Here is a 23,305-nt window from a genome sequence, read left to right on the forward strand (position 1 = left end):
CGGGAAAGTTACCTGCCAGTACTTGAAACCCGGCCGGACACACCTGCTTCCGGCCGCAGCACCTTGTCCCCCGTAGGGGCCGCGCCTAACGTTTAAAGTGACGCAAGGAGGGGTTTCGTGGAAATCTTTATGTGGTGGCTGGACCTGGACCTCGCCAGCAAAGAGTGGCTGCGGGAAAACCTCTATGCGGAGGAACTGCCCCTTCCGGTGCTCCAGGGCATCGCTGAGGCGGGCGGCCCGCACCCCGGCAATCCCGCCGCCGTGCTGACCGTCGCCGACTGGGACTTCATCCAGACCCAGTCGGAGTTCGTGGACTGACGCCTGCCTCTGTGAATGTGGAGCCTGCGCACCTGGAAACGTTGCGCGGTGACTGATCCGGTGGTTGCATGGTCCGCATGGCAACGGCGGCAGAATCATTTGTCCTGGCAATCGGGACCAAGAAAGGGCTGTGGCTTGCCACGAGCCGGGACCGGCAGGAGTGGTCCTTCACCGGGCCGCACTTCCTCATGGCGGAGATCCCCAGCATCGGGATCGATACCAGGGAAGGCCGCACGCGCATCCTTGTGGGTGTCCGCAGTCCGCATTGGGGACCAACGGTTGCCCACTCCGACGACTTCGGCACCACCTGGACCGAGCCGGAACAGGGCGCCATCAAGTTCCCAGAGGACACCGGGGCAGCATTGGAGCGGGTCTGGCAGATCTATCCGGACGCCGAGTCCCGGCCCGGAGTGGTGTGGGCCGGAGCCGAACCCATCTCCGTCTGGAAATCCACGGACGGCGGGGAGCACTTCGAGCTGAACCGCGGCTTGTGGGACCACCCGCACCGCAGCGAATGGGGAGCGGGCTATGGCGGGGCGGCTGCGCATTCGATCGTGGTCCAGCCGGCCGGGGAAACGGTGCACGTTGCCATGAGTACCGGCGGCGTTTACCGCTCGCTGGACGGCGGCACCTCCTGGGAGGCGCGCAACAAGGGCATCTCGGCCTACTTCATGCCGGACCCCAACCCCGAGTTCGGCCAGTGCGTGCACAAGATCGCCGCCGATGCCGCCGTGGAAGGGCGCCTCTATGCCCAGAACCACCATGGGGTGTACCGGACGGACGACAATGCGGACAGCTGGACCTCCATCGCCGAAGGCCTGCCTGCCGATTTCGGCTTCGTCATGCTCACGCATCCCCGCAGGGAGGGCACCGCCTGGGTTATTCCGTTGAAGGCCGACGGCGAACGCATCCCGCCCGACGGAAAGCTTGCCGTCCACCGCACCGACGACGCCGGGAACACCTGGAAGCGGCTCAGCACCGGGCTCCCTGAGCACGAATACAACAGCGTGCTCAGGGACGCGGCGTCCGTGGACACCGCAGATCCCGCCGGCGTGTACTTCGGTACGCGGGGCGGGACGGTCTATGCGAGTGCGGATGAAGGGGAGACATTCAGGGAGGTGGCCTCCCACCTGCCTGATGTCCTGTGTGTCAGGGCGGCCGTGGTGGCAGGTGCCTGAGATTTCTTTGCTGCTGCCCAGCGTCCTGCAGCCCCTGGCCGGCGGGCAGTCCGTACTGACTGCGCCCGCGGACGGGCCGGTGACGGTGGAAAGCCTGCTCGATGCGGTGGCCTCCGACTACCCGGTGCTGGGCCGGCGGCTCCGTGACGAAACCGGTGCGCTGCGCCGGTTCGTCAACATCTACGTCAACGGCGACGAGGTGCGGCGGTTGCAGGGCCTGGATACCAGGGTGGCGCCGGGCCAGGAAGTACTGGTGATCCAGTCCGTGGCCGGCGGCTGACCGGGAGGCGGGCCGGTGGCGGGCAGTCCTTACTGACTACGCCCGCAGCCCCGCATCCAGGTCTCTATGCCACACGCCAGACGGTGCATTCGTCCGTATTGATTGCTTTCCGGACCCCCGTGATCCGGTCCAGGATCCACACCACCCCGATGCCGGGCGCCGTTTCCTGCACGCTGCCGCGGCGGATCACCACGTCGTCGTAGGAAGGGCCTACGGAGAGGCGGGCTTCGATTTCGTCACCGCGGTGGAGCTGGTCCAGGGCGCGGACTCTGGTTACATGCGTGGTCGCTTTCTTCAACATCGGGGGCCTCCTGGCTGGAGCTGGTGCCGGCTCTTGCCTGCACTACCCAGTGTGGGCCGGGAATGTTGCGTAGCGGTTTCCCCGTGGTTAGCGCCCGGTTAGTTCTTCGCGCCGCTGCGGTTTCCTGCCTCTGCTTACATGTCCCCGGCGTTATTCGTCCGTGCCGTTGCGGTAGGCGGCCAGGAAGCTGGAAATCCGCCGGACGGCTTCCTCGATGTCCAGCACCGAGGGGAGGATGACAAACCGGAAGTGGTCCGGCGCGGGCCAGTTGAAGGCCGAGCCGTGGGAGACCAGGATCTTTTGGTCCCGGAGCAGGTCCAGGACGAATTTTTCGTCATTGGCAATGGGATACAGGTCCGGGTCCAGGCGCGGGAACAGGTACATGGCGCCCGACGCCGGCACGCAGGTCACGCCGGGAATGGCGGTAAGGAGTCTATGGGCAAGGTCCCGCTGCTCGCGCAGCCGGCCTCCGGGTTTCACCAGCGCCTCGATGCTCTGGTAGCCGCCCAGGCAGGTTTGGATGGCATGCTGGGCGGGAACGTTGGCGCAAAGGCGCAGCGAGGCAAGCAGCTCAAGGCCTTCACGGTAGGCGGCGGTAGCGGCAAGCGGTCCGGTGATGGCCACCCATCCTGCCCGGTAGCCAGGCATCCGGTAGGCCTTGGACAGTCCGCTGAACGTCAGGCAGCACAGGTCCTCAGCCACGGACGCGGTGTGGATATGCTTTGTGTCGTCGTACAGCACCTTCTCGTAGATCTCATCCGAGAACAGGACCAGGTTGTGCTTCCGGGCCAGCGCCGCGAACTGCTCCAGGATGTGGCGGGGGTAGACGGCGCCGGTGGGGTTGTTCGGGTTGATGATCACGATGCCTTTGGTGCGGCTGGTGATCTTTGCCTCCACGTCGGCCATGTCCGGCCACCAGTTCTCCGCCTCGTCGCAGGCGTAGTGCACGGGTTTTCCGCCCGTCAGGGTCACGGCGGCGGTCCACAAAGGGTAGTCCGGTGCCGGGACCAAAATTTGGTCGCCGTTCTCCATGAACGCCTGGAGGCACATGGAGATCAGTTCGCTGACGCCGTTGCCGATCACGATGTCTTCGACCCCGATGTTCATCAGGCCACGTGTCTGGTAGTACTGCGAGATGGCGGTCCGCGCCGTGAAAATGCCCTTGGAGTCACTGTAGCCCTGGGCGCCGCGAAGGTGGTGGATCATGTCCACCACCACGGATTCAGGTGCTTCCAGGCCGAACGGCGCCGTGTCCCCGAGGTTCATCTTGAGGATCCGGTGCCCTTCGGCCTCCATGTTTTTGGCCGCCTGCAGGACTGGCCCGCGGAGCTCATACCGGACGTTTTCAAGCTTGCTGGAGTGCTGCATTGCGTGCATGGTTGATCTTTTCACACAGCGCACACCGCGGGCAGCGGGTCACGCGGCCCACCTGGCAATGTCGGGACCGCTTGTCCGATAAGTTTGAGACTTGTAGTACTTTGTCCTGCGGCGCGGCAGGATGCGGCGGGAGCGGAAGGAAGTACCCCACGTGGGCGGTGTGCTGATCGGACTGGCGGTGATCGGCGTCGTCATTGCCGTGGGTTACATCGCCGCACGCTGCGGCCTGGGCGATGAACCCACCATCTCGGCGCTGACCCGGACCGCCTTCTTCATCACCAACCCGGTGCTGCTCTTCACCGTGGTGCTGAAATCGGACCTCTCCGTGGTCCTCTCCGCATACGTTCCGCTCGCCATGATCACGGCGGCGGTCACGGCCCTCCTGTATGTGGCCGCCAGCCGGATCTGGTTTCCGCGGCCGCTCGCGGAGACGGCCGTGGGCGCGATGGCGGGCTCCTACGTCAACGCCAACAACATCGGCATCCCCATCACGCTGTATGCCCTGGGGGACGCCACTCCCGTAGCTCCGGTCCTGCTGGTCCAGCTGCTCCTGTTCGCCCCGCTGGTCCTGACCCTGCTGGACCTCTCCGAGGCCGGCCGGTTTTCGCCCCGGCTCATGCTGACGCAGCCCTTCCGGAACCCCATGATCATCGCCTCGCTCCTGGGCGTGGTCCTGGCCGCGTTCCATGTGCAGCTTCCGGCTCCGGTGATGGCTCCACTGACGCTCCTGGGCGGTGCTGCAGTGCCGGTGGTGCTCCTGGCCTTCGGGATGTCGCTGCACGGAACAAAGATGCTTCGAAGCGGCGGCCACACGGCCGAAATCCTCACTGCCACGGCACTCAAGTCCGCGGTGATGCCGGCGGTGGCGTTCGTCGTCGGCCGCTTCCTCTTCAACCTGGACCACCACATGCTGCTGGGCGTAGTGCTCATGGCGGCGCTTCCTTCGGCCCAGAACGTGTTCCTGTTCGCCAGCAAGTACGGGAGGGGGGTGGCGGTGGCGCGGGAAACCATCCTGCTCTCCACCGCCGCCGCGGCGCCGGTGCTGGTGCTGGTGGTTTGGCTGCTGGCAGGCTGAAAACCACTCCGCCGCCGCGCCGCCCTACCGTGCAGGGCGCTGGCCGGGCAAGAATGGGCACTATGGAACTTCCCGTGATGCCGCCCGTCCCGCCCATGCTCGCCAAGGCCGTCAGCGGCATTGACGGCATTCCAGGAAGCGCGGACCTCAGCTACGAGCCAAAATGGGACGGCTTCAGGTCCATCATCTTCCGCGACGGTGATGACCTGGAGATCGGCAGCCGCAACGAGAAGCCCATGACCCGCTACTTCCCGGAGCTCGTTGCGGCACTGAAGGAAAACCTGCCGCCGCGCTGCGTGGTGGACGGCGAGATCATCCTTATCGGTGCGTCCGGCGACCGGCTGGATTTCGACACCCTGCAGCAGCGCATCCACCCCGCGGCCAGCCGGGTGAAGCTGCTGGCCCAACAAACCCCGGCGAGCTTCGTGGCGTTCGACCTGCTGGCGCTGGACGACGACGACTACACCGGCAGGCCTTTTTCTGAGCGGCGGGCCGCGCTGGAGAAGGCGCTCGCGGCCAGCAGCGCCCCGGTCCATCTCACAGCTGCCACCACGGACAAAGCCACGGCCGCGCAGTGGTTCGAACAGTTCGAGGGCGCCGGGCTGGACGGCATCGTGGCCAAGCGGCTGGACGGCCGGTACGAGCCGGACAAGCGGGTGATGTTCAAGGTCAAGCACGAGCGCACGGCCGACTGCGTGGTGGCAGGATACCGCCTCCACAAGAGCGGTCCCGATGCTATCGGGTCCCTCCTGCTGGGCCTCTACAAGGACGACGGCGGCCTGGCGAGCGTGGGCGTGATCGGCGCCTTCCCCATGAAGCGCCGCAAGGAACTGTTCGAAGAACTCCAGCCGCTGGTGACCGGCTTCGAGGGCCACCCGTGGGCGTGGGGCAAGCAGGAAGAAGGGGAACGGACGCCGCGGAACGCCGAAGGCAGCAGGTGGAGCGCCGGGAAGGACCTGTCCTTCGTCCCACTGCGGCCCGAACTGGTGGTGGAGGTCCGCTACGACCACATGGAGGGCGACAGGTTCCGCCACACGGCCCAGTTCAACCGCTGGCGACCGGACCGGGACCCGGAGTCCTGCACCTATGAGCAATTGGAGGAACCGGTCAATTTTGACCTGGCCTCGGTGCTGGAGACCGGGCGGCCTTAGGCGGGACGTTGATTGCCGGCATCGCCGCTGAGCATGCTCCGGGGCGAACCATCTGGAGGGGCCACGGACCGGAAGATACCATTGTTTAACCGTCCGTGAAGCGGCATCGTTTGGTTTCCCGCAATGAGATGGTCCCTACACCAGGAGATGAATGCTGTGGCAGAATCACCGACCAAGAGCCGCCACCCGCGGGGGGAATCTGCCGCGATGAACGCCATGCTGTTGGACCACCCCGTGATCGCAAGTATCAAGGATGAGGATGGTCTGCGGGCGGTTTTGTCCGCCCCGTGCCCGGTTGTCTTTGTGCTCTTTGGGTCCGTCATGTCGATCCGAGGAATCGTGGAGACGCTCAAGTCAGCAGGCAAGACTGTTTTTGTCGACGTGGACCTCCTGGACGGTTTCTCCAGCAAGCCAATCGTGGTCGATTTCCTGAGAGCAAACACGCGTGTCGACGGCATTCTCAGCTCAAAGGCCGCCATCGTACGGGCGGCGAAGACGGCGGGGTTTCTGTCGATTCACCGCCTCTTCCTGATCGATTCCTTCAGCTACAACAATCTGCCCAAGCAGGTTTCCATATCAGGTGCAGACGCCATCGAGATCCTGCCGGGATGCATGCCCCGCGTGATCTCATGGGTTTGCGATGACATAGATCTTCCGCTGATAGCCGGCGGCCTGGTGTGTGACAAAGAGGATGTGATTGGAGCATTGGGTGCTGGCGCCGCGGCAGTGGCTTCATCCAATCGTGACGTCTGGCTTATGTAGCAAACATCCATACTGGCCCCTAGGCAGATTCCCGGCTACATGCTAGAGTCCTACTCAACTTAAAACTTCATACTTGTTCTGGGCTCTGCCCATAACGGTTGCTCGAAAACTAGAGAACAGCGACCCCCAATTTCAAGGGGATCGCTGTTCTCTTTTTTTGTGCCTTCTTTGAACAAGGTGGAGGTTAAGTCAGCGCGCGAAAGCGCGAATGCCTAACACGAACGGAAACATAAGAGTTGACAACCCTCACACGCGAAGAAATTGTAAGCGCCTACGTCGATATCCTCGGCAGTGACCGCGTAATCACCGACGAGCAGACGCTTCGAGAGAACAGCGTCGACCGCTACTACAAGGTTGAAAACGTCTTTGGCATTTATTCGTTACCCCTGCCTGCGGCGGTCGTGAAGCCGGGAACTCCGGAAGAAGTTTCGTCAGTACTAAAACTGGCGAACGAATACGGTATCAGTGTCGTGCCTAAGACCGGCGGCTCAGCCACGGAAGGCGGCCTTGAAACCGTCGTTGAGAATTCGGTCGTTGTTGACGGATCCTCAATGAACGAGATTATCAACATCGACGTCGAGAATATGCTGGCGACAGTCCAGTGCGGCGTTCGGCTGCAGGATCTCGAGGACGAACTTCGAAAAATCGGCTACACCACCGGGCACTCCCCTCAGTCCAAGCCAATTGCGCAGTTCGGAGGGCTGGTCGCAACACGGTCCATCGGCCAGTTTTCGACTCTTTATGGTGGCATCGAGGACATGCTCGTGGGCGTTGAGACGGTGTTTGCCAACGGCGAGATTTGCCGTATCAAAAACGTCCCTCGCCGGGCAGCCGGCCCGGACATCCGACACCTGGTGCTTGGAAATGAGGGCGCCCTGAACTTCATCACCGAGGTAAGCGTCAAGATCTTCCGCTACTTCCCTGAAAACAACCGGTTCTATGGGTATCTGCTGGACGACATGAAGACCGGCTTCGAAATCCTTCGGGAAGTTGTCACGCAGGGCTACAAGCCTTCCGTGGCACGCCTCTACGACAAAGAAGATGGGCTCTACCATTTCGGGCACTTCTCCGGAGGCCGTTGCGTGCTGATTTTCATGGCGGAGGGCCCCAAACTCATTGCCGATGCCACGGGTGAAGCCATCGAGCAAATTGTCTCCTCCTTCGCCTCTGCAGATCGGGTGGAGGATTCGCTCATCGAGGACTGGTTCAACCACCTCAACTGGGACGTCTCCAAGATCGAGGAGGAAAGGGTTGAGATCCGTGAGACGTTGAACAACGGCTTCACCACGGAGATCTCTGGAAACTGGAGCGTCATTAACGACATTTACAATAATGCGCTTGCAAGAATCCGAAGCGAAGTGCCTGCAGAATTCAGCCTTCTGGGCGGCCACTCCAGCCACAGCTACCTCAATGGAACCAATATGTACTTCGTCTACTACTACAAAATTGATGTAGACCCCACCGAGGAACGCACGACCTACCATGATCCGATTCAGAACATCATTGTCGAGGAAACGCTGAAGCTCGGCGGTTCAATGTGCCATCACCATGGTGTGGGAAAACACCGTACGCACTTTCTCGCAGAAGAATACGGTTCCTCGCTATACATGCTGGAGACTCTCAAGTCAGCCTTCGACCCGAACGGCATCATGAATCCAGGGACAATCTTCCCACTCTGAGCCAGTCCGAAATCAATCGAGAACCAGGAAGTTTGTATGCCCGACTTAGACATTGCCGATTTTCAAATGGGCTTCTTCTCATTGGAAGGCAAGAACGCGATCGTAACCGGAGGAAACACCGGACTCGGTCAGGCCTTCACACTGGCGCTGGCCAAGGCAGGGGCCAATGTTTTGGCGGCCAGCATCATGCCCGATGATGGCCGCACGGCTGCCATGGTTGAGGAAACCGGCGCGAAATACGCCTACATGATGTCCGACATCACGGTGGCGGGAAACCCGAAAAAGGTTGTGGACGCCTGTATCGCCGAATTCGGAAGCGTTGATATCCTTGTCAACTGTGCTGGACGCAGCATCAATGAACCCGACGTCCTCAACTACACCCGTGCACAATGGGACCCCATGGTGGCGTTGAACCTGACGGCCGCCTTCGAGATGTCCCACGAGTGCGCCAAGCACATGGTCCCGCAGGGCAGCGGCAAGATCATCAACATCTGCTCGGTTTTCACTTTCCTCGGTGGCCAATGGTCGCCGGCCTATGCAGCCACCAAGCACGGCATCGCAGGATTCACCAAGGCCTACTGCGACGAGTTGGCCCAGTTCGGTGTGCAGGTGAACGGCATTGCGCCCGGCTACTACGCAACCGAACTTACAACTGCCACCAGGTCGGATCCGGAAGCCAACCAGCGGGTCTTGGACCACATCCCGGCAAACCGCTGGGGGCAGACCCAGGACCTCATGGGCGCGACCGTATTCCTGGCCAGCCGGGCGTCCGACTACGTCAACGGTCACATCCTGAGCGTCGATGGCGGCTATCTGGTGCGCTAGGCACCGTCAGCAGATGAGGAACATGACATGACCACCAAGTACATCATCGGACTTGACGGTGGATCCCAGAGTTCGAAGGTAGTTATCTTCGATACGGACGGCCACGTCGTCTGCGAGGCAAGTGAACCCCTGGCACCTATGCACACGCCCGGGGCGGGTATCGCGGAGCACCCGCACGACGACCTTTATGACTCCATGGTTGCGGCGGCCTCCCGGGCGATGAAGTCTTTCCCCGGCAACCCCGCAGACATTATCGGCGTGGGATTGTGTACCATCCGATGCTGCCGCGCCCTCGTCCGCAGCGACGGGACCCTCGCCGGCCCCGTCCAAAGCTGGATGGACCACCGGCTCTCCACAGCCTATGAGCACGAAAACGACGACGTCGCTTTCGTTACCACCGCTTCGGGGTACCTCATGGGCCGGCTCACTGGTGAGTTAACGGACACCGCGGCCAACTACATTGGTCCGTGGCCCATGGATGTCCGGACCTGGAACTGGTTCGACGACCAGGAAAAGTTCGACTCCTTCAAAGTACCGCGAGACATGCTGTACCGGTTGCAGATGCCCGGCGACGTCGGCGGCTTTGTGAACACCACCTTTTCGAGGCGCACGGGGATCCCACAAGGAATACCGGTCGTCCACACGGCCAACGACAAGGCAGCCGAGGCTTTGGGCGCCGGTCTCCGCGACGACTCGACGGGCCTCATCTCACTGGGCACCTACATCGCCGGCATGGTTGTTGGGAAGGAATTTGCGCCCGAACCCCGGACATACTTTTCGAACTTTGCCTCCGAGCCGTACCGCTACATATACGAATGTGCCGGCATCCGCCGGGGCATGTGGACAGTTTCCTGGTTACGGGACCTGCTTGGTGCGGAGAACGCCCGTGCTGCTGCCGCGGCTGGAGCCAGCGCCGAGGAACTCCTCAACAAACTGGCTTCCGACATTCCGGCAGGAAGTGACGGTCTGCTGTGCGTTCTCGATTGGCTGGCGCCCCCGAACAAACCTTTCAAGAAAGGTATGTTCATCGGCTTCGATGAACGGCACGGTTACGCGCACATGTACCGGGCCGTCCTGGAAGGCATCGCCTTCACAATGAAGCGAAACATGGCTGCCATGACCGCTGAAAGAGACATCAGTCTTAGGACGCTTGTTGTTTCGGGCGGCGGCTCGAACAGCGACCTCGTCATGCAGATTTTCGCCGACGTCTTCAATATCCCGGTCGTCAGGAATGTTGTCCGGAACGCTGCCGGCCTCGGCGCCGCCGTCTGCGTTGCTGTGGCCTGCGGAATCTACCCTGACTTCGACGAAGCAGCTGCCCATATGGTTCGGCGCGAGGACCGCTTCGAGCCCGACCCGCGCAACGCCGCGCTGTACGAGCAACTGTGCACGGTCTCGGCTGAAATCCCCATGCAGACGGACCCCATCCTGGAAAAAATCCACAAGATCCTATCTAACAACTAAGGAGCTATTTCATGCTCAAGCTCGGCAAATCAAAGAAGATTTTTCAGCTTGCTTTGCTCATTCTCGCGGCTGGCTCAATCTATCCGCTTGTGTACCTTCGGCAGAACTTCGAATCAACGATTTTAGAGGTATTTCACCTGAGTAACGCGGAGTTGGCAGGCCTCTATTCGATGATCGGGATCATCTTCGTTATCGGCTACATACCAAGCGGATGGTTGGCCGATAAGGTCCCGGTACGGTACCTGATTGTGTTCTCACTGTTACTCACGGCGGTTACGGGTCTGTACTATGCGCAGGTTCCGGACAAGTCCGCCCTTGTCTTTGTCTACCTCGTCTGGGGCTTCGCCACTGTATTCACGTTTTGGAGCGCAATCCTCAAAACTGTCAGCCTGCTGGCGGACAGGAACGAGGAAGGCAAATACTTTGGTGCGCTCGACGGCGGTCGCGGGCTTGTCGAAGCAATTCTGGCCAGTTGCGCCGTTGGCCTCTTCGCACTTTTCGCCGGAAATGGAACTACCGACATCACGCACACCACGGCAGGCTTCCAGGCAGTCGTCTACATGTACTGTGCCGTGCTCGTCGTCGTCGCGGTTTTGATCTTCTTCGTTCTTTCCGATGGTCACGAAAAGACGGAAACCGCGCAAGCGGAACCCGTCGAGTCAACGTTCGCAGCGGTCCGTCGAATTCTCAAGATCCGTGAGGTATGGGTGATGAGTGTAGTTTTGTTCTGCGGCTACACGCTGTTCTGGGGACACTACTACTTCTCCGGTTTCCTCAATGTGAATCACGCCGTGAGTCCGGTCAATGCGGGCGTAGTGACTGTAATCGTTCTGTGGATGCGGCCAATCGGTGGGTTCGGAGGAGGATTTCTCGCTGACAAGCTCGGCAAGAGCCGTGTGCTCGCAGTTTCAATGGTGGTGGCTGCACTGGGATTCGTCAGCCTGAGCCTCCTGCCCAACGGCTCGACTGGCCTGGCATATGTGCTGGTCGTCGTTGTGGGTCTCTTCCTTTACGCGATCCGGGGGATCTACTGGTCCCTGCTTGACGACTGCCGTGTTCCCGTTGCGGCAACCGGTATCGCCATCGGCATCATCTCGTTCGTGGGTTATCTCCCTGACATTGTCATTCCCCAGATCAGCGGTGCGATTTACTCCGCCTTCGGTGACGATGTTGCCGGCGCGAACAACTTGTACTTTATTGTCACTGCCGGTATCGGTCTGCTTGGGGCGGCGGCGGCGGCCTACTTCGCAGTTCTTATGAAGAAGCGCCAGGATTCCGAGGCCACCAGCGTCCTGGAGGCGTCGGCCAGTGCGATCTAGTGTGCCTCGATCCGAAGGAGCGATCGCTGCACACTGATCCCGCGTGGACGTTGCAGATGGCACCAAAAAGCCCGCCACCTAATGGATCATCTTCCAGTAGGTGGCGGGCTTTCCGGCTCTAAACCGGGCTGGTGTGACGTCGGCGCCTACTTCACGCCCAGCAGGTTGGTGGGGGTCCGGAAGGACTCCTTGGCCGTGAGTGCCGAGACGGCGGCGATGGCGCAGATGATGGCGGTGAAGATGCTGATCTGGACCCAGCCGCCCGCCTGGATGCCGCCCATGGCAGCCACAATGGCCGGGGCGAAGCCAGCCATCAGGAACCCGAGCTGGGTGCCGATGGCCAGGCCGGAGAAGCGGACCTTGGTGCTGAACATCTCGGCGTAGAAGGACGGCCACACGGCGTTGGAGGCGGCGTAGCCGAAGGAGAAGAAGCCGATGGCTGCAACGAACATTAACGGGATGCTGTGGGATTCCAGGCTGAGCAGGAACAGCGGGGTGAGGATTGCGCTGGCCACGGCGCCGTAAATGAAGACGGGCTTGCGGCCGATCCTGTCCGCGAGCTTCCCGAAGAGCGGCTGGGTGCCCAGGGCCACCAGGTTGGCCCCGACGACGAGCCACAGGGTGGTGGTGCCGTCCACTCCGGCCACGGTCTTGGCGTAGCTGATGGCCAGGGTGCCGAAGACGGTGGAGACGGCGGCAATGAAGGCGCAGGCGACAACACGCAGGACGTCGCGCCAGTGGCCCTTGAGGAGGTCGGCCACCGGGAGCTTGGAGATCTGGGCGTTCTTCTGCGCTTCCTCGAAGGCCGGCGGCTCGTGCAGCGTGCGGCGGATGAAGAAGGCAACCATGACCACGACGGCGCTGAGCCAGAACGGGACGCGCCAGCCGATGCCGTACTTGATCTCATCCGGCAGGGCCAGGACGGGGATGAAGACCAGGGCGGCGAGGATCTGGCCGCCCTGGGTACCGGTGAGGGTCCAGGACGTAAAGAAGGAACGCTGATTGTCCGGAGCGTGCTCCAGGGTCATGGACGAGGCGCCGGCCTGCTCACCGGCGGCGGAGAGGCCCTGGCACAGGCGGGCCAGCACCAGCAGGACCGGGGCCCACCAGCCGACCGTGTGGAAGTCGGGGAGGCAGCCGATCACGAACGTCGACGCGCCCATGAGCAGCAGGGTAAACATCAGGACCTTCCGGCGGCCCACCCGGTCGCCGAAGTGGCCCAGGATGATGGCGCCCACGGGACGTGCCACGTAGGCGAAGCCGAAGGTGGCGAAGGACATGATGGCAGCGTTGGTGTCTGCATCGGGGAAGAAGACCTTGGGGAAGATCAGCGCCGCAGCGGATCCGAAGATGAAGAAGTCGTAGTATTCGACGGCGCTGCCCAGGAAGCTGGCGAGGGCTGCTTTCCTGGGCGTCCCGGCACGGGTGAGGGCACCCGCCCCGGCGGACGGAAGTGTCTGGCTCATGGTGTTCCTTTGGTGTGACGACATTGTCGCGGATGGATCTGGAGGTCGCAGCCGCCGCTGCCTTGGTGCGGGCGGGGCGCGATGCGGCTGGAGTCCGGAAGAAGACCCGGCGTCAGTAGCCACATGGTGGGAGCTACTTGTGCGATATAGAAACTATGACTGTGAGGGCAGTCACCTGTCAAGAAAATAATCACCATCTAGAAATAGCTCTCACATTGTGGCAACATGATGCCATGAGTGTGAACCAAACCACAGCGGCCAATGAAGAATCCGCTGCTGCCCCTGCCGCCACGGAGCCCGTGAACGCCATGCCCCCGGAGGCGAAGGTTGGCGCGCGTCCTGCGGAACGCACGGACATGGTGGGCAAGGCCCTGGGCCTGCTTGTCCTCCTGGGGGACGAACCCCGCGGTGCCAGCGCCGCGGAAATTTCCCGCCGCGCGGAACTGCCGTTCAGCACAACCTACCGGCTGCTCGGATCCCTGACCCGTGACGGCTTTGTTGACTACGAGCCGGACGGCCGCCGCTACCACCTGGGCCTGCGCATCTTCCAGCTGGGCCAGCGGGTATCCAACCACCACGGTTTCGCCGGCACTGCCATGCCCATCCTGCGCCGGGTGACCGAGCAGACCGGGGAAGCCACCATCCTCAGCGTCCGGGACGGCCTGCACCACCTCACCGTCAGCAAGGTGGACGGGCCGCAGATCTTCCGCGTCACCAGCGATCCGGGCCACCTGGGCTCCTTGTCCACCACCGCCGTCGGCAAGGCCCTGGTGGCATTCGCCGAGGATGCGGAACGGGAGCGGCTGCTCGCGGAACTCCCGCTCGAGGCGCTCACCGCCCGCTCCATCACCGACCGGGACGCGTTCCGGGCGGAAATCGAGGAGGTGCGCCGCCGCGGCTACGCGGTCATGGATGAGGAGAACGAGGCCGGCATGCGTGCCGTGGCGGTGCCCCTGCTCAACAGCCAGGGTCACGCCTTTGCCTCCCTGGCGACGGCCGTTCCGGTCTTCCGCCTGAGCCTCGAGGAGCTGGAGGCCCACGTCCCCGTCCTGGTCGATGCGGCAGCCGAGTTGGCTGCACGCCTTCCGCAGCGCGGCTAAGGCGCCTGTGCCGTTACTCAAAATATTTGGTTCGTATCTCGAACAGTAGTGCGGGAAGTGAACAATTGCTGTACTGTAATCCCTATCACCGGCGCATCCCATCCCCGCATGGACGCTGCCGGTGCCGTTACCAAAGGAGCTGCACGGATGAGTATTCGAACTGAGTCCTACCTCGTGGGACTGGTTGGAGACGGTGTCACGCCGTCGCTCACGCCGCCCATGCACGAACGGGAAGGTGACGTGCAGGGCCTGCGTTACCTTTACCGCCCCATCGACCTCCTGGAGCTGGGGCTGGCGGGCGAGTCCGTCGGCAGCATCCTGCAGAGCGCCCGGACGCTGGGCTTCAATGGGTTGAACATCACCCATCCCTGCAAGCAGCTGGTCCTGGAGCACCTTGACGAAATCTCCCCGGACGCCCGCCGCCTGGGCGCCGTCAACACCGTGGTGATCCGGGACGGCCGCTTCATCGGCCACAACACCGACTTCTCCGGCTTCGCCGCGGCACTGGCTTCCGGCCTCCCCGGGGCGTCGCTGGACCGCGTGGTCCAGCTCGGTGCCGGCGGTGCCGGATCTGCCGTCGCCTACGCCCTGCTGACCGCCGGCGTCAGGACCCTGCACCTGGTGGACGTGGACCCGGGACGCGCGGCAGCCCGGGCCGCCGAGCTCCAGGGCTTCTTCCCGGACAGCACCGTCACGGCAGGTACGACGGCGGAGCTGCCGCAGCTGATGCGCGTGGCCGACGGCCTGGTGCACTGCACCCCCGTGGGGATGGCCGCCCACCCCGGCGTGCCGCTGGACCTGGACCTGCTGGAGTCCCGGCACTGGGTGGCGGATATCGTCTACCGCCCCATCGACACGGAACTGGTCCGCGGCGCCCGGGCCAAGGGCTGCGACGTCCTGGACGGCGGCCGGATGGCCGTGGGCCAGGCCGCGGACGCGTTCCGGATCTTCACCGGGCTGGACGCGGACCCGGACCGCATGCGCGCCCACTTCCTGGAGCTCGTGGCAGCGGAAGAGGTGGCTGCCTGATGCGCACCGGAATCGCCACCGTCTGCCTGTCCGGAACCCTCAAAGAGAAGATGCAGGCCTGCGCCATCGCAGGCTTCGACGGCATCGAGATCTTCGAGCAGGACCTGGTGACGTCCCCGCTGAGTCCCGAGGACGTCCGCAAGCTGGCCGCCGACCTGGGCCTTGGCCTGGATCTTTACCAGCCCTTCCGGGATTTCGACGGCGTCAGCCCGGACCTGCTGAAGGCCAACCTCCGCCGGGCCGAGGCCAAGTTCCGGCTCATGGCCCGCCTGGGCATGGACACCATCCTGGTCTGCTCCAACGTTGCCACCGCCACCATCGACGACGACGGCCTCCGCGCCGAGCAGCTGGCACAGCTTGCCAACCTGGCCGGCGACCACGGCGTCAAGGTGGCCTATGAAGCGCTTGCGTGGGGCAAGTACGTCAACGACTACGAGCATGCCTACCGGCTGGTGGAGATGGTTGACCATCCCAATCTGGGCACTTGCCTGGACTCCTTCCACATCCTCTCGCGGGACTGGGAAACCGCCCACATTGAGGCATTCAACCCGGAGAAGATCTTCTTCGTCCAGGTTGCGGACGCCCCCAAGCTCTCCATGGATGTGCTGTCCTGGAGCCGGCACTACCGGGTGTTCCCGGGCGAGGGCCAGTTTGAGCTGGCCAAGTTCATGGGCCACGTGGTCCGGGCCGGGTACACCGGACCCGTCTCGCTGGAAGTCTTCAATGACGTTTTCCGCCAGTCGGACGTGGAGCGGACGGCCGTGGATGCCATGCGGTCGCTCATCTGGCTTGAAGAACAGAGCGCCAAATGGCTGGCCGGTACCGAAGCCGCACCAGGCAACGGAGCAGCGCTCCGCCGTCGTTACCCCATGGAACTTGCCACCCTGCCCAAGGTGAACGAACCCGCGGGCTTCAACTTTGCCGAGGTCAAGGCGGACGACACCGCGCAGCTGGAGAAACTCCTGGGCCAGCTGGGCTTCGCCTTCGAGGGCAGGCACCGCACCAAGGACGTCCAGCTGTGGACCATGGGCCAGGCCCGGGTGATCATCAACGAACAGGCGGCCCGGCATGCCGAGCCCGCCATTGCCGCACTGGGGTTCGACGTCGATTCCCCCGTGATTGCCTCGGCGCGCGCCCAGCAGCTCAAGGCCCCCGTGGTGGCCCGCAAGGTGCAGGCGGACGAGGAAGTCTTCCAGGGCATCTCCGCGCCCGATTCCACCGAGATCTTTCTCTGCCAGGGCAGCCCGGACGGCACGGCGGCGTGGACCCACGAGTTCGGGGAGGGGCTGGAACACCCGTCCGCCGGAGCCAGTGCCGTGATCGACCACGTCAACCTTGCCCAGCCGTGGCAGCACTTCGACGAAGCTGTCCTCTTCTACACCAGCGCCCTGGCCCTGGAGCCGCAGCCGTTCGCGGAGGTGCCAAGCCCCAGCGGGCTGGTGCGCTCGCAGGTCATGCAGACCTCCGACGGCGCGGTGCGGCTGGTGCTCAACCTCGCCCCCATCCAGCAGGCACGGAGCGAGGTCCGCAAGACCTACCAGGAGCACATCGCCTTTGCCGTGGACGACCTCGTGGCCACAGCCCGGGCAGCCCGGGAACGGGGCCTGGAATTCCTGCAGATCCCGGCCAACTACTACGAGGACCTGGACGCCCGGTTCGACCTGGAGCCTGGGTTCCTGGCCACCCTGCAGGAGCTGAACCTGCTGTTCGACCGCGACGCCGACGGCGAATTCCTGCACTTCTACACCGCCACCGTGGGCAGCGTGTTCTTCGAAATGGTGGAACGCCGCGGCGGTTACGACGGCTACGGCGCCCCCAATGCTCCGGTGCGCCACGCCGTCCAGTACGACTCGCTGCACCGCACGCCTTAGACCGCACCACACAACCCCGGACGCAAGAAACCGAACAGATCAGAAAGGAGCCAGCCATGCCGGAAGACATCACCGCCGAGCTGGAGTCGGAGGAACTCGTGCCCCCGGCCGAACCGAAGGCTGCCCATCAGCCCCTGGACAAGGCCATCGAGTCACAGGCGGACCTCAGCGCAGAGATCAACGCCATCGGCGAGGCCTACCAGCGGGCATTGAAGGACGGCGCCCAGCCGGAAACCCAGCCGCGGCTGGACTACCCGCCGTACCGCAGCAGCATCCTGCGCCACCCCACCAAGAGCCTGCACCACGCGGATCCGGAGACCATCGAGCTGTACTCGCCGGCGTTCGGGCACCAGGACGTGCACGCCCTGGAGTCCGACCTGACCATCCAGCACAACGGCGAACCGCTGGGCGAGCGGATTATCGTCGCCGGCAAGGTTCTGGACGGCGACGGCCGCCCGGTGGCAGGCCAGCTGGTGGAAATCTGGCAGGCCAACTCGTCCGGCCGCTACATCCACAAGCGCGACCAGCACCCCGCCCCGATCGACCCCAACTTCACCGGCATCGGCCGCTGCATCACCGGCCCGGACGGCTCCTACCGGTTCATCACCATCAAGCCCGGCGCCTACCCCTGGAAGAACCACCTGAACGCGTGGCGACCCGCCCACATCCACTTTTCGCTGTTCGGCACGGAGTTCACCCAGCGCATCATCACCCAGATGTACTTCCCGGGCGACCAGCTCTTCCCGCTGGACCCCATCTACCAGACCATCGTGGACCAGGACGCCCGCGACCGCCTGGTGGCCACCTACGACCACAGCCTCACCGAGCCCGAGTGGGCCCTGGGCTACAACTGGGACATCGTCCTGACCGGGCCCAAGCGGACCTGGACCGAAAACGAGGCGCTCGGCGCAGAAGGTGACGAGGAGTAGGAAAATGAGCACCAAACTTGTTCCCACCCCGGGCCAGACCGTTGGCCCCTTCTATGGCTATGCGCTTCCGTTCGAGAAGGACAACGAGCTGCTGCCTCCCGGCTTCCCGGGCTCCATCCGCCTGCAGGGCACCGTCTACGACGGCGCCGGCCACACCATCCCGGACGCCATCCTGGAAATCTGGCAGCCGGACGCCGACGGCAGGGTTGTCCAGCGCACCGGCTCCCTGGTCCGCGACGGCTACACCTTCACCGGGTGGGGCCGCGGCGCCGTGGGCAACTCCGGCGTTTTCACGTTCACCACGGTCAACCCCGGCCCCACCAAACCGGGCGCGGCGCCGTTCATCTCCGTGGCGCTCTTTGCCCGCGGCCTGACCAACCGGCTGTTCACCCGCATCTACCTGCCTGAGGACGCCGAGGCGCTGGCCAACGACCCCCTGCTCAGCTCGCTGGATCCGGAGCGCCGCAAGACGCTCATCGCCCGCCGCGACCCTGACGGCGGCCTCACCTGGGACATCCGCCTCCAGGGTGAGGGCGAGACCGTCTTCCTGGACTTCCAGTGACCAACGCCGCCCCGGGAGATCTGCGCGCCTTCGCGGAAGAGGCCGACGCCGGCCTGCTCAGTCCCGTATCAGCGTCACCGTTGGTGGCGGCGCTGACGGGGGACCGGGCAGTGCTGGCGGCGATCCTCGCCGTCGAATCGGGCTGGGCAGCCGTGCTGCAACGGGCCGGCCTGGCACCTGCCGGTTCTGCCGCCGTCGTGGCTTCCGCTGCCGAGGCAGGGCGATACGACCTCGCCGACATCGCGCTGCGTGCCCAGGGCGGCGGCAACCCGGTCATTCCGCTGCTGGCGGACCTCCGGAAGAAGGTGGCCGCGCTGGACAGCGCCGGGATCGGTGCCGGGAAGGCCGTGCATACCTCCCTGACCAGCCAGGACGTGCTGGACACCGCCCTCATGCTGGTGGCCCGCAACACCGTCCACGCCGTGCTGGCCGACCTCAAAGGCACCGCCGCGGCGCTGGCCGCCCTGGCGGGGCAACATGCGCAGACACTGTGCGTGGGCCGGAGCCTGACGCAGCATTCGCTTCCCTATACCTTCGGGCTCCGGGCCGCGCAGTGGTTCCAGGGCGTGGCCGCCGCGGGCCGGCAGCTGCAAGGCCTGGAGTTCCCGGTCCAGTTCGGCGGGGCTGCGGGAACGCTCGCCGCCGGAACCGTGCTGACCGACGGATCCACTGCCACCCCGTTTACCCTGGCCGATGCCCTGGCCGCCCAGCTGGGCCTGGCCCCCGCGGCGGCTCCCTGGCACACCAACCGGCTGGCCATCACGTCCCTTGGGCATGGGCTGGCTTCGGTTTTGGATGCGTTCGGAAAGATCGCCGCGGACGTCCTGTTCCTGAGCAGGCCCGAGGTGGCCGAGCTTGCCGAGCCACGCGCTCCCGGGCGCGGGGTTTCCTCTGCCATGCCGCAAAAGCAGAACCCGGTCCTGTCCGTCCTGGTCCGCAGCGCCGCACTGCAGGCGCCCGGCCTGGCTGCCCAGCTGCACCTGGCCGCCGCCACCTTCAACGACGAACGCCCGGACGGCGCCTGGCACATCGAATGGCCGGCACTCCGCCAGCTCCTGGCGCTCACGCTCGGCGCTGCCGGACATATCCGTGAGCTCGCCGAAGGACTCCAGGTGTTCCCCGACGCCATGCGCCGCAACCTGGACCTGTCCGGGCCGCTGCTGCTGGCAGAAGGCGTCAGCGCGGCCGTGGCGCCCCTCCTGGACGGGAAGGACGGCCGCACCGGCAAGCAGCAGCTGCAGGACGTGGTGGACCAGACCCTTCAAGCACCGCCTTCCGACCAAGCCGCCACCTACCGGAAGCTGCTCCGCGAGGCCGTCCCTGCCGCCGTCGTTCCCGGCGAGCGGCTGGAGGAGCTCCTGGACCCCGGCAGCTACCTGGGCCAGGCGGCCCAGATCTCCCGCCGCATCCTGGCGGCGTTCCCCGACTTTGATTCCCAGACCACCGACGCGAACGGAGCTTCCCGTGGCTAAGCCAACCCTGAAGGCAGCGCTGCTGTCCCCCCAGCGACCCCTTGGCGACCACCCCCTGCTGGTGGCGGGCCCATCCCTGGGCACCTCCTCCATCCTGTGGAACAGGGTGGCCACCCTGCTCGGCAATGACTACGACGTGGTCGCCTGGGACCTGCCCGGCCACGGCGTCTCTCCGGCAGCCACCGAAACCTTCGACGTCGCAGCCCTCGCGGACGCCGTGGTGGACCTGGTGGATTCCATCGCCCCCGGTGAAACATTCCACTACGCCGGCGTTTCACTGGGCGGCGCCGTGGGCCTGCAGCTGGGCATCAAGCACGGCGAGCGGCTCAAGAGCCTCTCCATCCAGAACAGCGGGGCGAAGATCGGCACCCCGGAGGGCTGGCTGGAACGGGCCGAAACGGTCCGCACCCAGGGCACACCCGTGATGATCCAGGGCTCGGCGCAGCGCTGGTTCGCGCCGGGCTACATGGACCGGGAACCCGAGTTCAGCAGCCGGCTCCTGCACGCCCTGCGCGACGCCGACCGTTTCAGCTACGCCTTCTGCTGCGAGGCCCTGGCCTCCTTCGACGTCCGCAGCCAGCTGGGCAGCATCCGCGTCCCCACCCAGGTCATCGCCGGCTCGGTGGACGGCGTGGCGACGCCGGCCATGGCTGACGAGGTGGCAGCCGGCATCACCGCCGGGGGCGGCACCGCCACTGCCGTCACGCTGGAAGGCGTGGCGCACCTGGCACCGGCCGAGGCTCCCGCGCATGTTGCCGATCTCATGCGCAGCCTGATCAGCTGGACCGAATCCCAAGGAGCAGCCAAGTGAGCGGAAATGAGCGGCACGGCGTGGTCCAGCCCGGCGCCACCAGCCAGGAGATTTACGACGGCGGCATGGTGGTCCGGCGCGAAGTCCTGGGGGACGCGCACGTGGACCGGGCCAACGCCAACAAGGATGAGTTCACCGAGGACTTCCAGGACATGATCACCCGGATCGCCTGGGGTGGTATCTGGACCCGCCCGGGGCTCCCGCGCCAGATGCGCTCCGCCGTCACCATCACTGCCATGGTGGCGCACGGGCACTGGGAAGAGCTGGCCATGCATATCCGCGCCGCCCTCCGGAACGGCCTGAGCAGGGACGAGATCAAGGAGATCCTGCTCCAGACCGCCATCTACTGCGGCGTCCCCTCCGCCAACACCGCCTTCAAGACAGCACAGCAGGTGTTCCACGACATGGACAACACCGGAACGGATAAAACCCCATGAACCAGGCATTTGTGTACGACGCCGTGCGCACCCCCTTTGGCAAGTTCGGTTCCGGCCTCGCCGGCGTCCGGCCGGATGACCTTGCCGCGCACGTTATCAGCGAGTCCGTGAAGCGGGCACCCGGGCTTGATCCCGAGCGGATCGATGAGGTGGTGTTCGGCAACGCCAACGGCGCGGGCGAGGAAAACCGCAACATCGCGCGGATGGGAACCCTTCTGGCCGGGCTGCCGGTGTCCATCCCGGGCACCACGGTCAACCGGCTCTGCGGCTCGTCCCTGGACGCGGCGATCATCGCGTCGCGGCAGGTCAACGCCGGCGACGCCGACCTGGTGCTGGTGGGCGGGGCCGAGTCGATGTCCCGTGCCCCGTGGGTGCTGCCCAAGACGGAGAAGCCCTACCCGGCCGGGGACATGACCCTGGCCTCCACCACCCTGGGCTGGCGGCTGGTGAACAAGGCCATGCCCAAGGATTGGACCATCTCCCTGGGCGAGGCCACCGAGCGGCTGCGCGAGAAGTACAACGTGACCCGCGAGGCGCAGGACGAGTTCGCCGCGGCCTCCCACAACCTCTCCGCCGCCGCCTGGGATGAAGGGTTCTACGACAACCTGGTCGCCCCGGTGCCCGGGACGGACCTGGTCCGCGACGAAGGCATCCGTGCCGGATCGTCGGCGGAGAAGCTGGCCGGGCTGAAGACCGTGTTCCGGACCGAGAACGGCACGGTGACCGCCGGGAACGCATCCCCGCTGTCCGACGGCGCCTCCGCGGCGTGGATCGGATCCGAGGCGGCCGCCGGGCTGCTGGGGCTGGATCCGCTGGCCCGGATCGCCGGCCGCGGCGCGCACGCGAATGATCCGCAGTACTTCGGGTACGCACCGGTGGAGGCGGCGAACAAGGCCCTCGCGAAGGCGGGCATCGGCTGGGACCAGGTGGGCGCCGTCGAACTTAACGAAGCGTTCGCCGCGCAGTCCCTGGCCTGCATCAACGCCTGGGGCATCGATCCCTCGATCGTGAACCGGCATGGCGGGGCCATCGCGATGGGCCATCCGCTGGGTGCCTCCGGCACCCGGATCCTGGGCACCCTGGCCCGGTCCCTGCAGGCCTCCGGCGAACGCTGGGGCGTCGCGGCCATCTGCATCGGCGTGGGCCAGGGCCTGGCCGTGGTACTCGAGAACGTCACCGCTGGAAAGGACCAGTAATGCTGACTTTTGTTGACACCGTCCAGGAGGCCGTGGCCGGCATCAAGGACGGCTCCACCGTGATGATCGGCGGATTCGGCAACGCCGGCCAGCCGTTCGAACTGATCGACGCGCTGCTGGACTGCGGCGCCACGGACCTGACCGTGGTGAACAACAACGCCGGGCAGGGCGACCAGGGCCTGGCCCTGCTCATCAAGGAAGGCCGGGTGCGGAAGATGATCTGCTCCTTCCCGCGGCAGTCCGATTCCTGGCACTTCGACGCCAAGTACAAGGCCGGCGAGATCGAGCTGGAACTGGTGCCGCAGGGCAACCTGGCCGAACGGATCCGTGCCGCCGGGGCAGGCATCGGCGGGTTCTTCACCCCCACCGGATACGGCACCATGCTGGCCGAGGGCAAGGAAACGCGGATCATTGACGGCCGCGGCCAGGTCTTTGAAACCCCCATCCACGCCGACGTCGCCCTGATCAAGGCACTGAAGGCGGACGGCAAGGGCAACCTGGTCTACCGCAAGACGGCCCGGAACTTCGGCCCCATCATGGCTGCCGCCGCGAAGCAGAGCATCGTGCAGGTCTCCGAGATCGTGCCCACGGGGGCGCTGGACCCGGAAAACGTGGTCACCCCCGGCATTTACGTCAACACGGTTGTCCGCGTCCCGGCCTCAGACCGCAGCGCAACCGGCACCAGCGGAAAGGTGGCCTGACC

The 23,305-nt window shown here is 64.7% G+C and carries 23 protein-coding genes; 20 read left to right on the forward strand and 3 right to left on the reverse strand.

All coding sequences use genetic code 11. The annotated features are described in order from the left end of the window. Positions 1-117: 117 nt before the first annotated feature. The 3 genes from FB478_RS16755 (at position 118) to FB478_RS16765 (ending at position 1,776) form a co-directional block, all read left to right on the forward strand. Positions 118-318 carry a hypothetical protein gene (locus FB478_RS16755; RefSeq protein WP_018769813.1) on the forward strand — a complete coding sequence of 67 codons (201 nt, stop codon included), beginning with the start codon at positions 118-120 and terminating at the stop codon, positions 316-318. A gap of 68 nt (positions 319-386) precedes the next feature. Further along, the gene (locus tag FB478_RS16760; RefSeq protein ID WP_018769812.1) at positions 387-1,496 is read left to right on the forward strand and encodes a glycosyl hydrolase; all 1,110 of its coding nucleotides are present in this window, start codon (positions 387-389) and stop codon (positions 1,494-1,496) included. Beyond that, positions 1,456-1,776 (forward strand): MoaD/ThiS family protein, encoded by a 321-nt coding sequence (locus FB478_RS16765; protein WP_377204588.1) that lies wholly within the window; start codon positions 1,456-1,458, stop codon positions 1,774-1,776. Before FB478_RS16760 ends, FB478_RS16765 begins: the two co-directional genes overlap by 41 nt. A gap of 64 nt (positions 1,777-1,840) precedes the next feature. On the opposite strand, the gene FB478_RS16770 is transcribed toward FB478_RS16765, so the two are convergent. Both FB478_RS16770 and FB478_RS16775 read right to left on the reverse strand, forming a co-directional pair. After that, the gene (locus FB478_RS16770) at positions 1,841-2,077 is read right to left on the reverse strand and encodes a hypothetical protein (RefSeq protein WP_056392396.1); all 237 of its coding nucleotides are present in this window, start codon (positions 2,075-2,077) and stop codon (positions 1,841-1,843) included. A gap of 150 nt (positions 2,078-2,227) precedes the next feature. After that, positions 2,228-3,454: a pyridoxal phosphate-dependent aminotransferase gene (locus FB478_RS16775; protein ID WP_144601151.1), complete on the reverse strand. Its 1,227-nt coding sequence runs from the start codon at positions 3,452-3,454 to the stop codon at positions 2,228-2,230. Positions 3,455-3,605: 151 nt separating this feature from the next. Between FB478_RS16775 and FB478_RS16780 the strand changes: the two genes are divergently transcribed. The 7 genes from FB478_RS16780 (at position 3,606) to FB478_RS16810 (ending at position 11,729) form a co-directional block, all read left to right on the forward strand. Beyond that, positions 3,606-4,529: an AEC family transporter gene (locus FB478_RS16780; protein WP_134164872.1), complete on the forward strand. Its 924-nt coding sequence runs from the start codon at positions 3,606-3,608 to the stop codon at positions 4,527-4,529. Between the two features lie 62 nt (positions 4,530-4,591). Beyond that, positions 4,592-5,680 carry an ATP-dependent DNA ligase gene (locus FB478_RS16785; RefSeq protein WP_056392402.1) on the forward strand — a complete coding sequence of 363 codons (1,089 nt, stop codon included), beginning with the start codon at positions 4,592-4,594 and terminating at the stop codon, positions 5,678-5,680. A gap of 156 nt (positions 5,681-5,836) precedes the next feature. Next, on the forward strand, positions 5,837-6,442 hold the full coding sequence (locus FB478_RS16790) for a glycerol-3-phosphate responsive antiterminator (protein WP_222430068.1): 606 nt from the start codon (positions 5,837-5,839) through the stop codon (positions 6,440-6,442). A 236-nt stretch (positions 6,443-6,678) separates the two neighbouring features. Then, a complete protein-coding gene (locus FB478_RS16795; protein ID WP_056392405.1) occupies positions 6,679-8,121 on the forward strand; it encodes an FAD-binding oxidoreductase in 1,443 nt (480 codons plus the stop codon). Positions 8,122-8,157: 36 nt separating this feature from the next. Next, positions 8,158-8,946: an SDR family oxidoreductase gene (locus FB478_RS16800; protein ID WP_222430069.1), complete on the forward strand. Its 789-nt coding sequence runs from the start codon at positions 8,158-8,160 to the stop codon at positions 8,944-8,946. A gap of 27 nt (positions 8,947-8,973) precedes the next feature. Beyond that, positions 8,974-10,410, forward strand: coding sequence for an FGGY-family carbohydrate kinase (locus tag FB478_RS16805; RefSeq protein WP_056392407.1), 1,437 nt, complete (start codon positions 8,974-8,976; stop codon positions 10,408-10,410). A gap of 11 nt (positions 10,411-10,421) precedes the next feature. Continuing rightward, positions 10,422-11,729, forward strand: coding sequence for a nitrate/nitrite transporter (locus FB478_RS16810; protein WP_056392410.1), 1,308 nt, complete (start codon positions 10,422-10,424; stop codon positions 11,727-11,729). A 146-nt stretch (positions 11,730-11,875) separates the two neighbouring features. Here the strand turns inward: FB478_RS16810 and FB478_RS16815 are convergent, their stop codons facing one another. After that, positions 11,876-13,195: an MFS transporter gene (locus FB478_RS16815; protein WP_018769806.1), complete on the reverse strand. Its 1,320-nt coding sequence runs from the start codon at positions 13,193-13,195 to the stop codon at positions 11,876-11,878. Positions 13,196-13,428: 233 nt separating this feature from the next. Here FB478_RS16815 and FB478_RS16820 point away from each other — a divergent pair, with 233 nt between their 5' ends. The 10 genes from FB478_RS16820 to FB478_RS16865 all read left to right on the forward strand — a co-directional run bounded on the left by FB478_RS16820 (position 13,429) and on the right by FB478_RS16865 (position 23,303). Then, on the forward strand, positions 13,429-14,295 hold the full coding sequence (locus tag FB478_RS16820) for an IclR family transcriptional regulator (RefSeq protein WP_018769805.1): 867 nt from the start codon (positions 13,429-13,431) through the stop codon (positions 14,293-14,295). Positions 14,296-14,442: 147 nt separating this feature from the next. Beyond that, positions 14,443-15,324, forward strand: coding sequence for a shikimate dehydrogenase (locus tag FB478_RS16825; protein ID WP_056392411.1), 882 nt, complete (start codon positions 14,443-14,445; stop codon positions 15,322-15,324). Next, a complete protein-coding gene (locus FB478_RS16830; RefSeq protein WP_018769803.1) occupies positions 15,324-17,195 on the forward strand; it encodes a bifunctional sugar phosphate isomerase/epimerase/4-hydroxyphenylpyruvate dioxygenase family protein in 1,872 nt (623 codons plus the stop codon). Before FB478_RS16825 ends, FB478_RS16830 begins: the two co-directional genes overlap by 1 nt. A gap of 56 nt (positions 17,196-17,251) precedes the next feature. Further along, positions 17,252-18,124: a protocatechuate 3,4-dioxygenase subunit beta gene (gene pcaH, locus FB478_RS16835; RefSeq protein WP_018769802.1), complete on the forward strand. Its 873-nt coding sequence runs from the start codon at positions 17,252-17,254 to the stop codon at positions 18,122-18,124. Positions 18,125-18,128: 4 nt separating this feature from the next. After that, a complete protein-coding gene (pcaG, locus tag FB478_RS16840) occupies positions 18,129-18,686 on the forward strand; it encodes a protocatechuate 3,4-dioxygenase subunit alpha (RefSeq protein WP_018769801.1) in 558 nt (185 codons plus the stop codon). Then, positions 18,683-20,158 (forward strand): lyase family protein, encoded by a 1,476-nt coding sequence (locus FB478_RS16845; RefSeq protein WP_056392417.1) that lies wholly within the window; start codon positions 18,683-18,685, stop codon positions 20,156-20,158. The genes pcaG and FB478_RS16845 overlap by 4 nt, the downstream gene beginning before the upstream one ends. After that, positions 20,151-20,969 carry an alpha/beta fold hydrolase gene (locus tag FB478_RS16850; protein ID WP_056392419.1) on the forward strand — a complete coding sequence of 273 codons (819 nt, stop codon included), beginning with the start codon at positions 20,151-20,153 and terminating at the stop codon, positions 20,967-20,969. The genes FB478_RS16845 and FB478_RS16850 overlap by 8 nt, the downstream gene beginning before the upstream one ends. After that, the gene (gene pcaC / locus FB478_RS16855; protein WP_018769798.1) at positions 20,966-21,406 is read left to right on the forward strand and encodes a 4-carboxymuconolactone decarboxylase; all 441 of its coding nucleotides are present in this window, start codon (positions 20,966-20,968) and stop codon (positions 21,404-21,406) included. Before FB478_RS16850 ends, pcaC begins: the two co-directional genes overlap by 4 nt. Then, positions 21,403-22,602: a thiolase family protein gene (locus tag FB478_RS16860; RefSeq protein ID WP_056392422.1), complete on the forward strand. Its 1,200-nt coding sequence runs from the start codon at positions 21,403-21,405 to the stop codon at positions 22,600-22,602. Before pcaC ends, FB478_RS16860 begins: the two co-directional genes overlap by 4 nt. Next, positions 22,602-23,303, forward strand: a complete 702-nt coding sequence (locus FB478_RS16865; protein WP_018769796.1) for a 3-oxoacid CoA-transferase subunit A — start codon at positions 22,602-22,604, stop codon at positions 23,301-23,303. The genes FB478_RS16860 and FB478_RS16865 overlap by 1 nt, the downstream gene beginning before the upstream one ends. The last annotated feature ends 2 nt before the right edge of the window (positions 23,304-23,305 follow it).

The sequence above is a fragment of the Arthrobacter sp. AG367 genome (genome assembly GCF_007828995.1).
Lineage (GTDB): Bacteria > Actinomycetota > Actinomycetes > Actinomycetales > Micrococcaceae > Arthrobacter.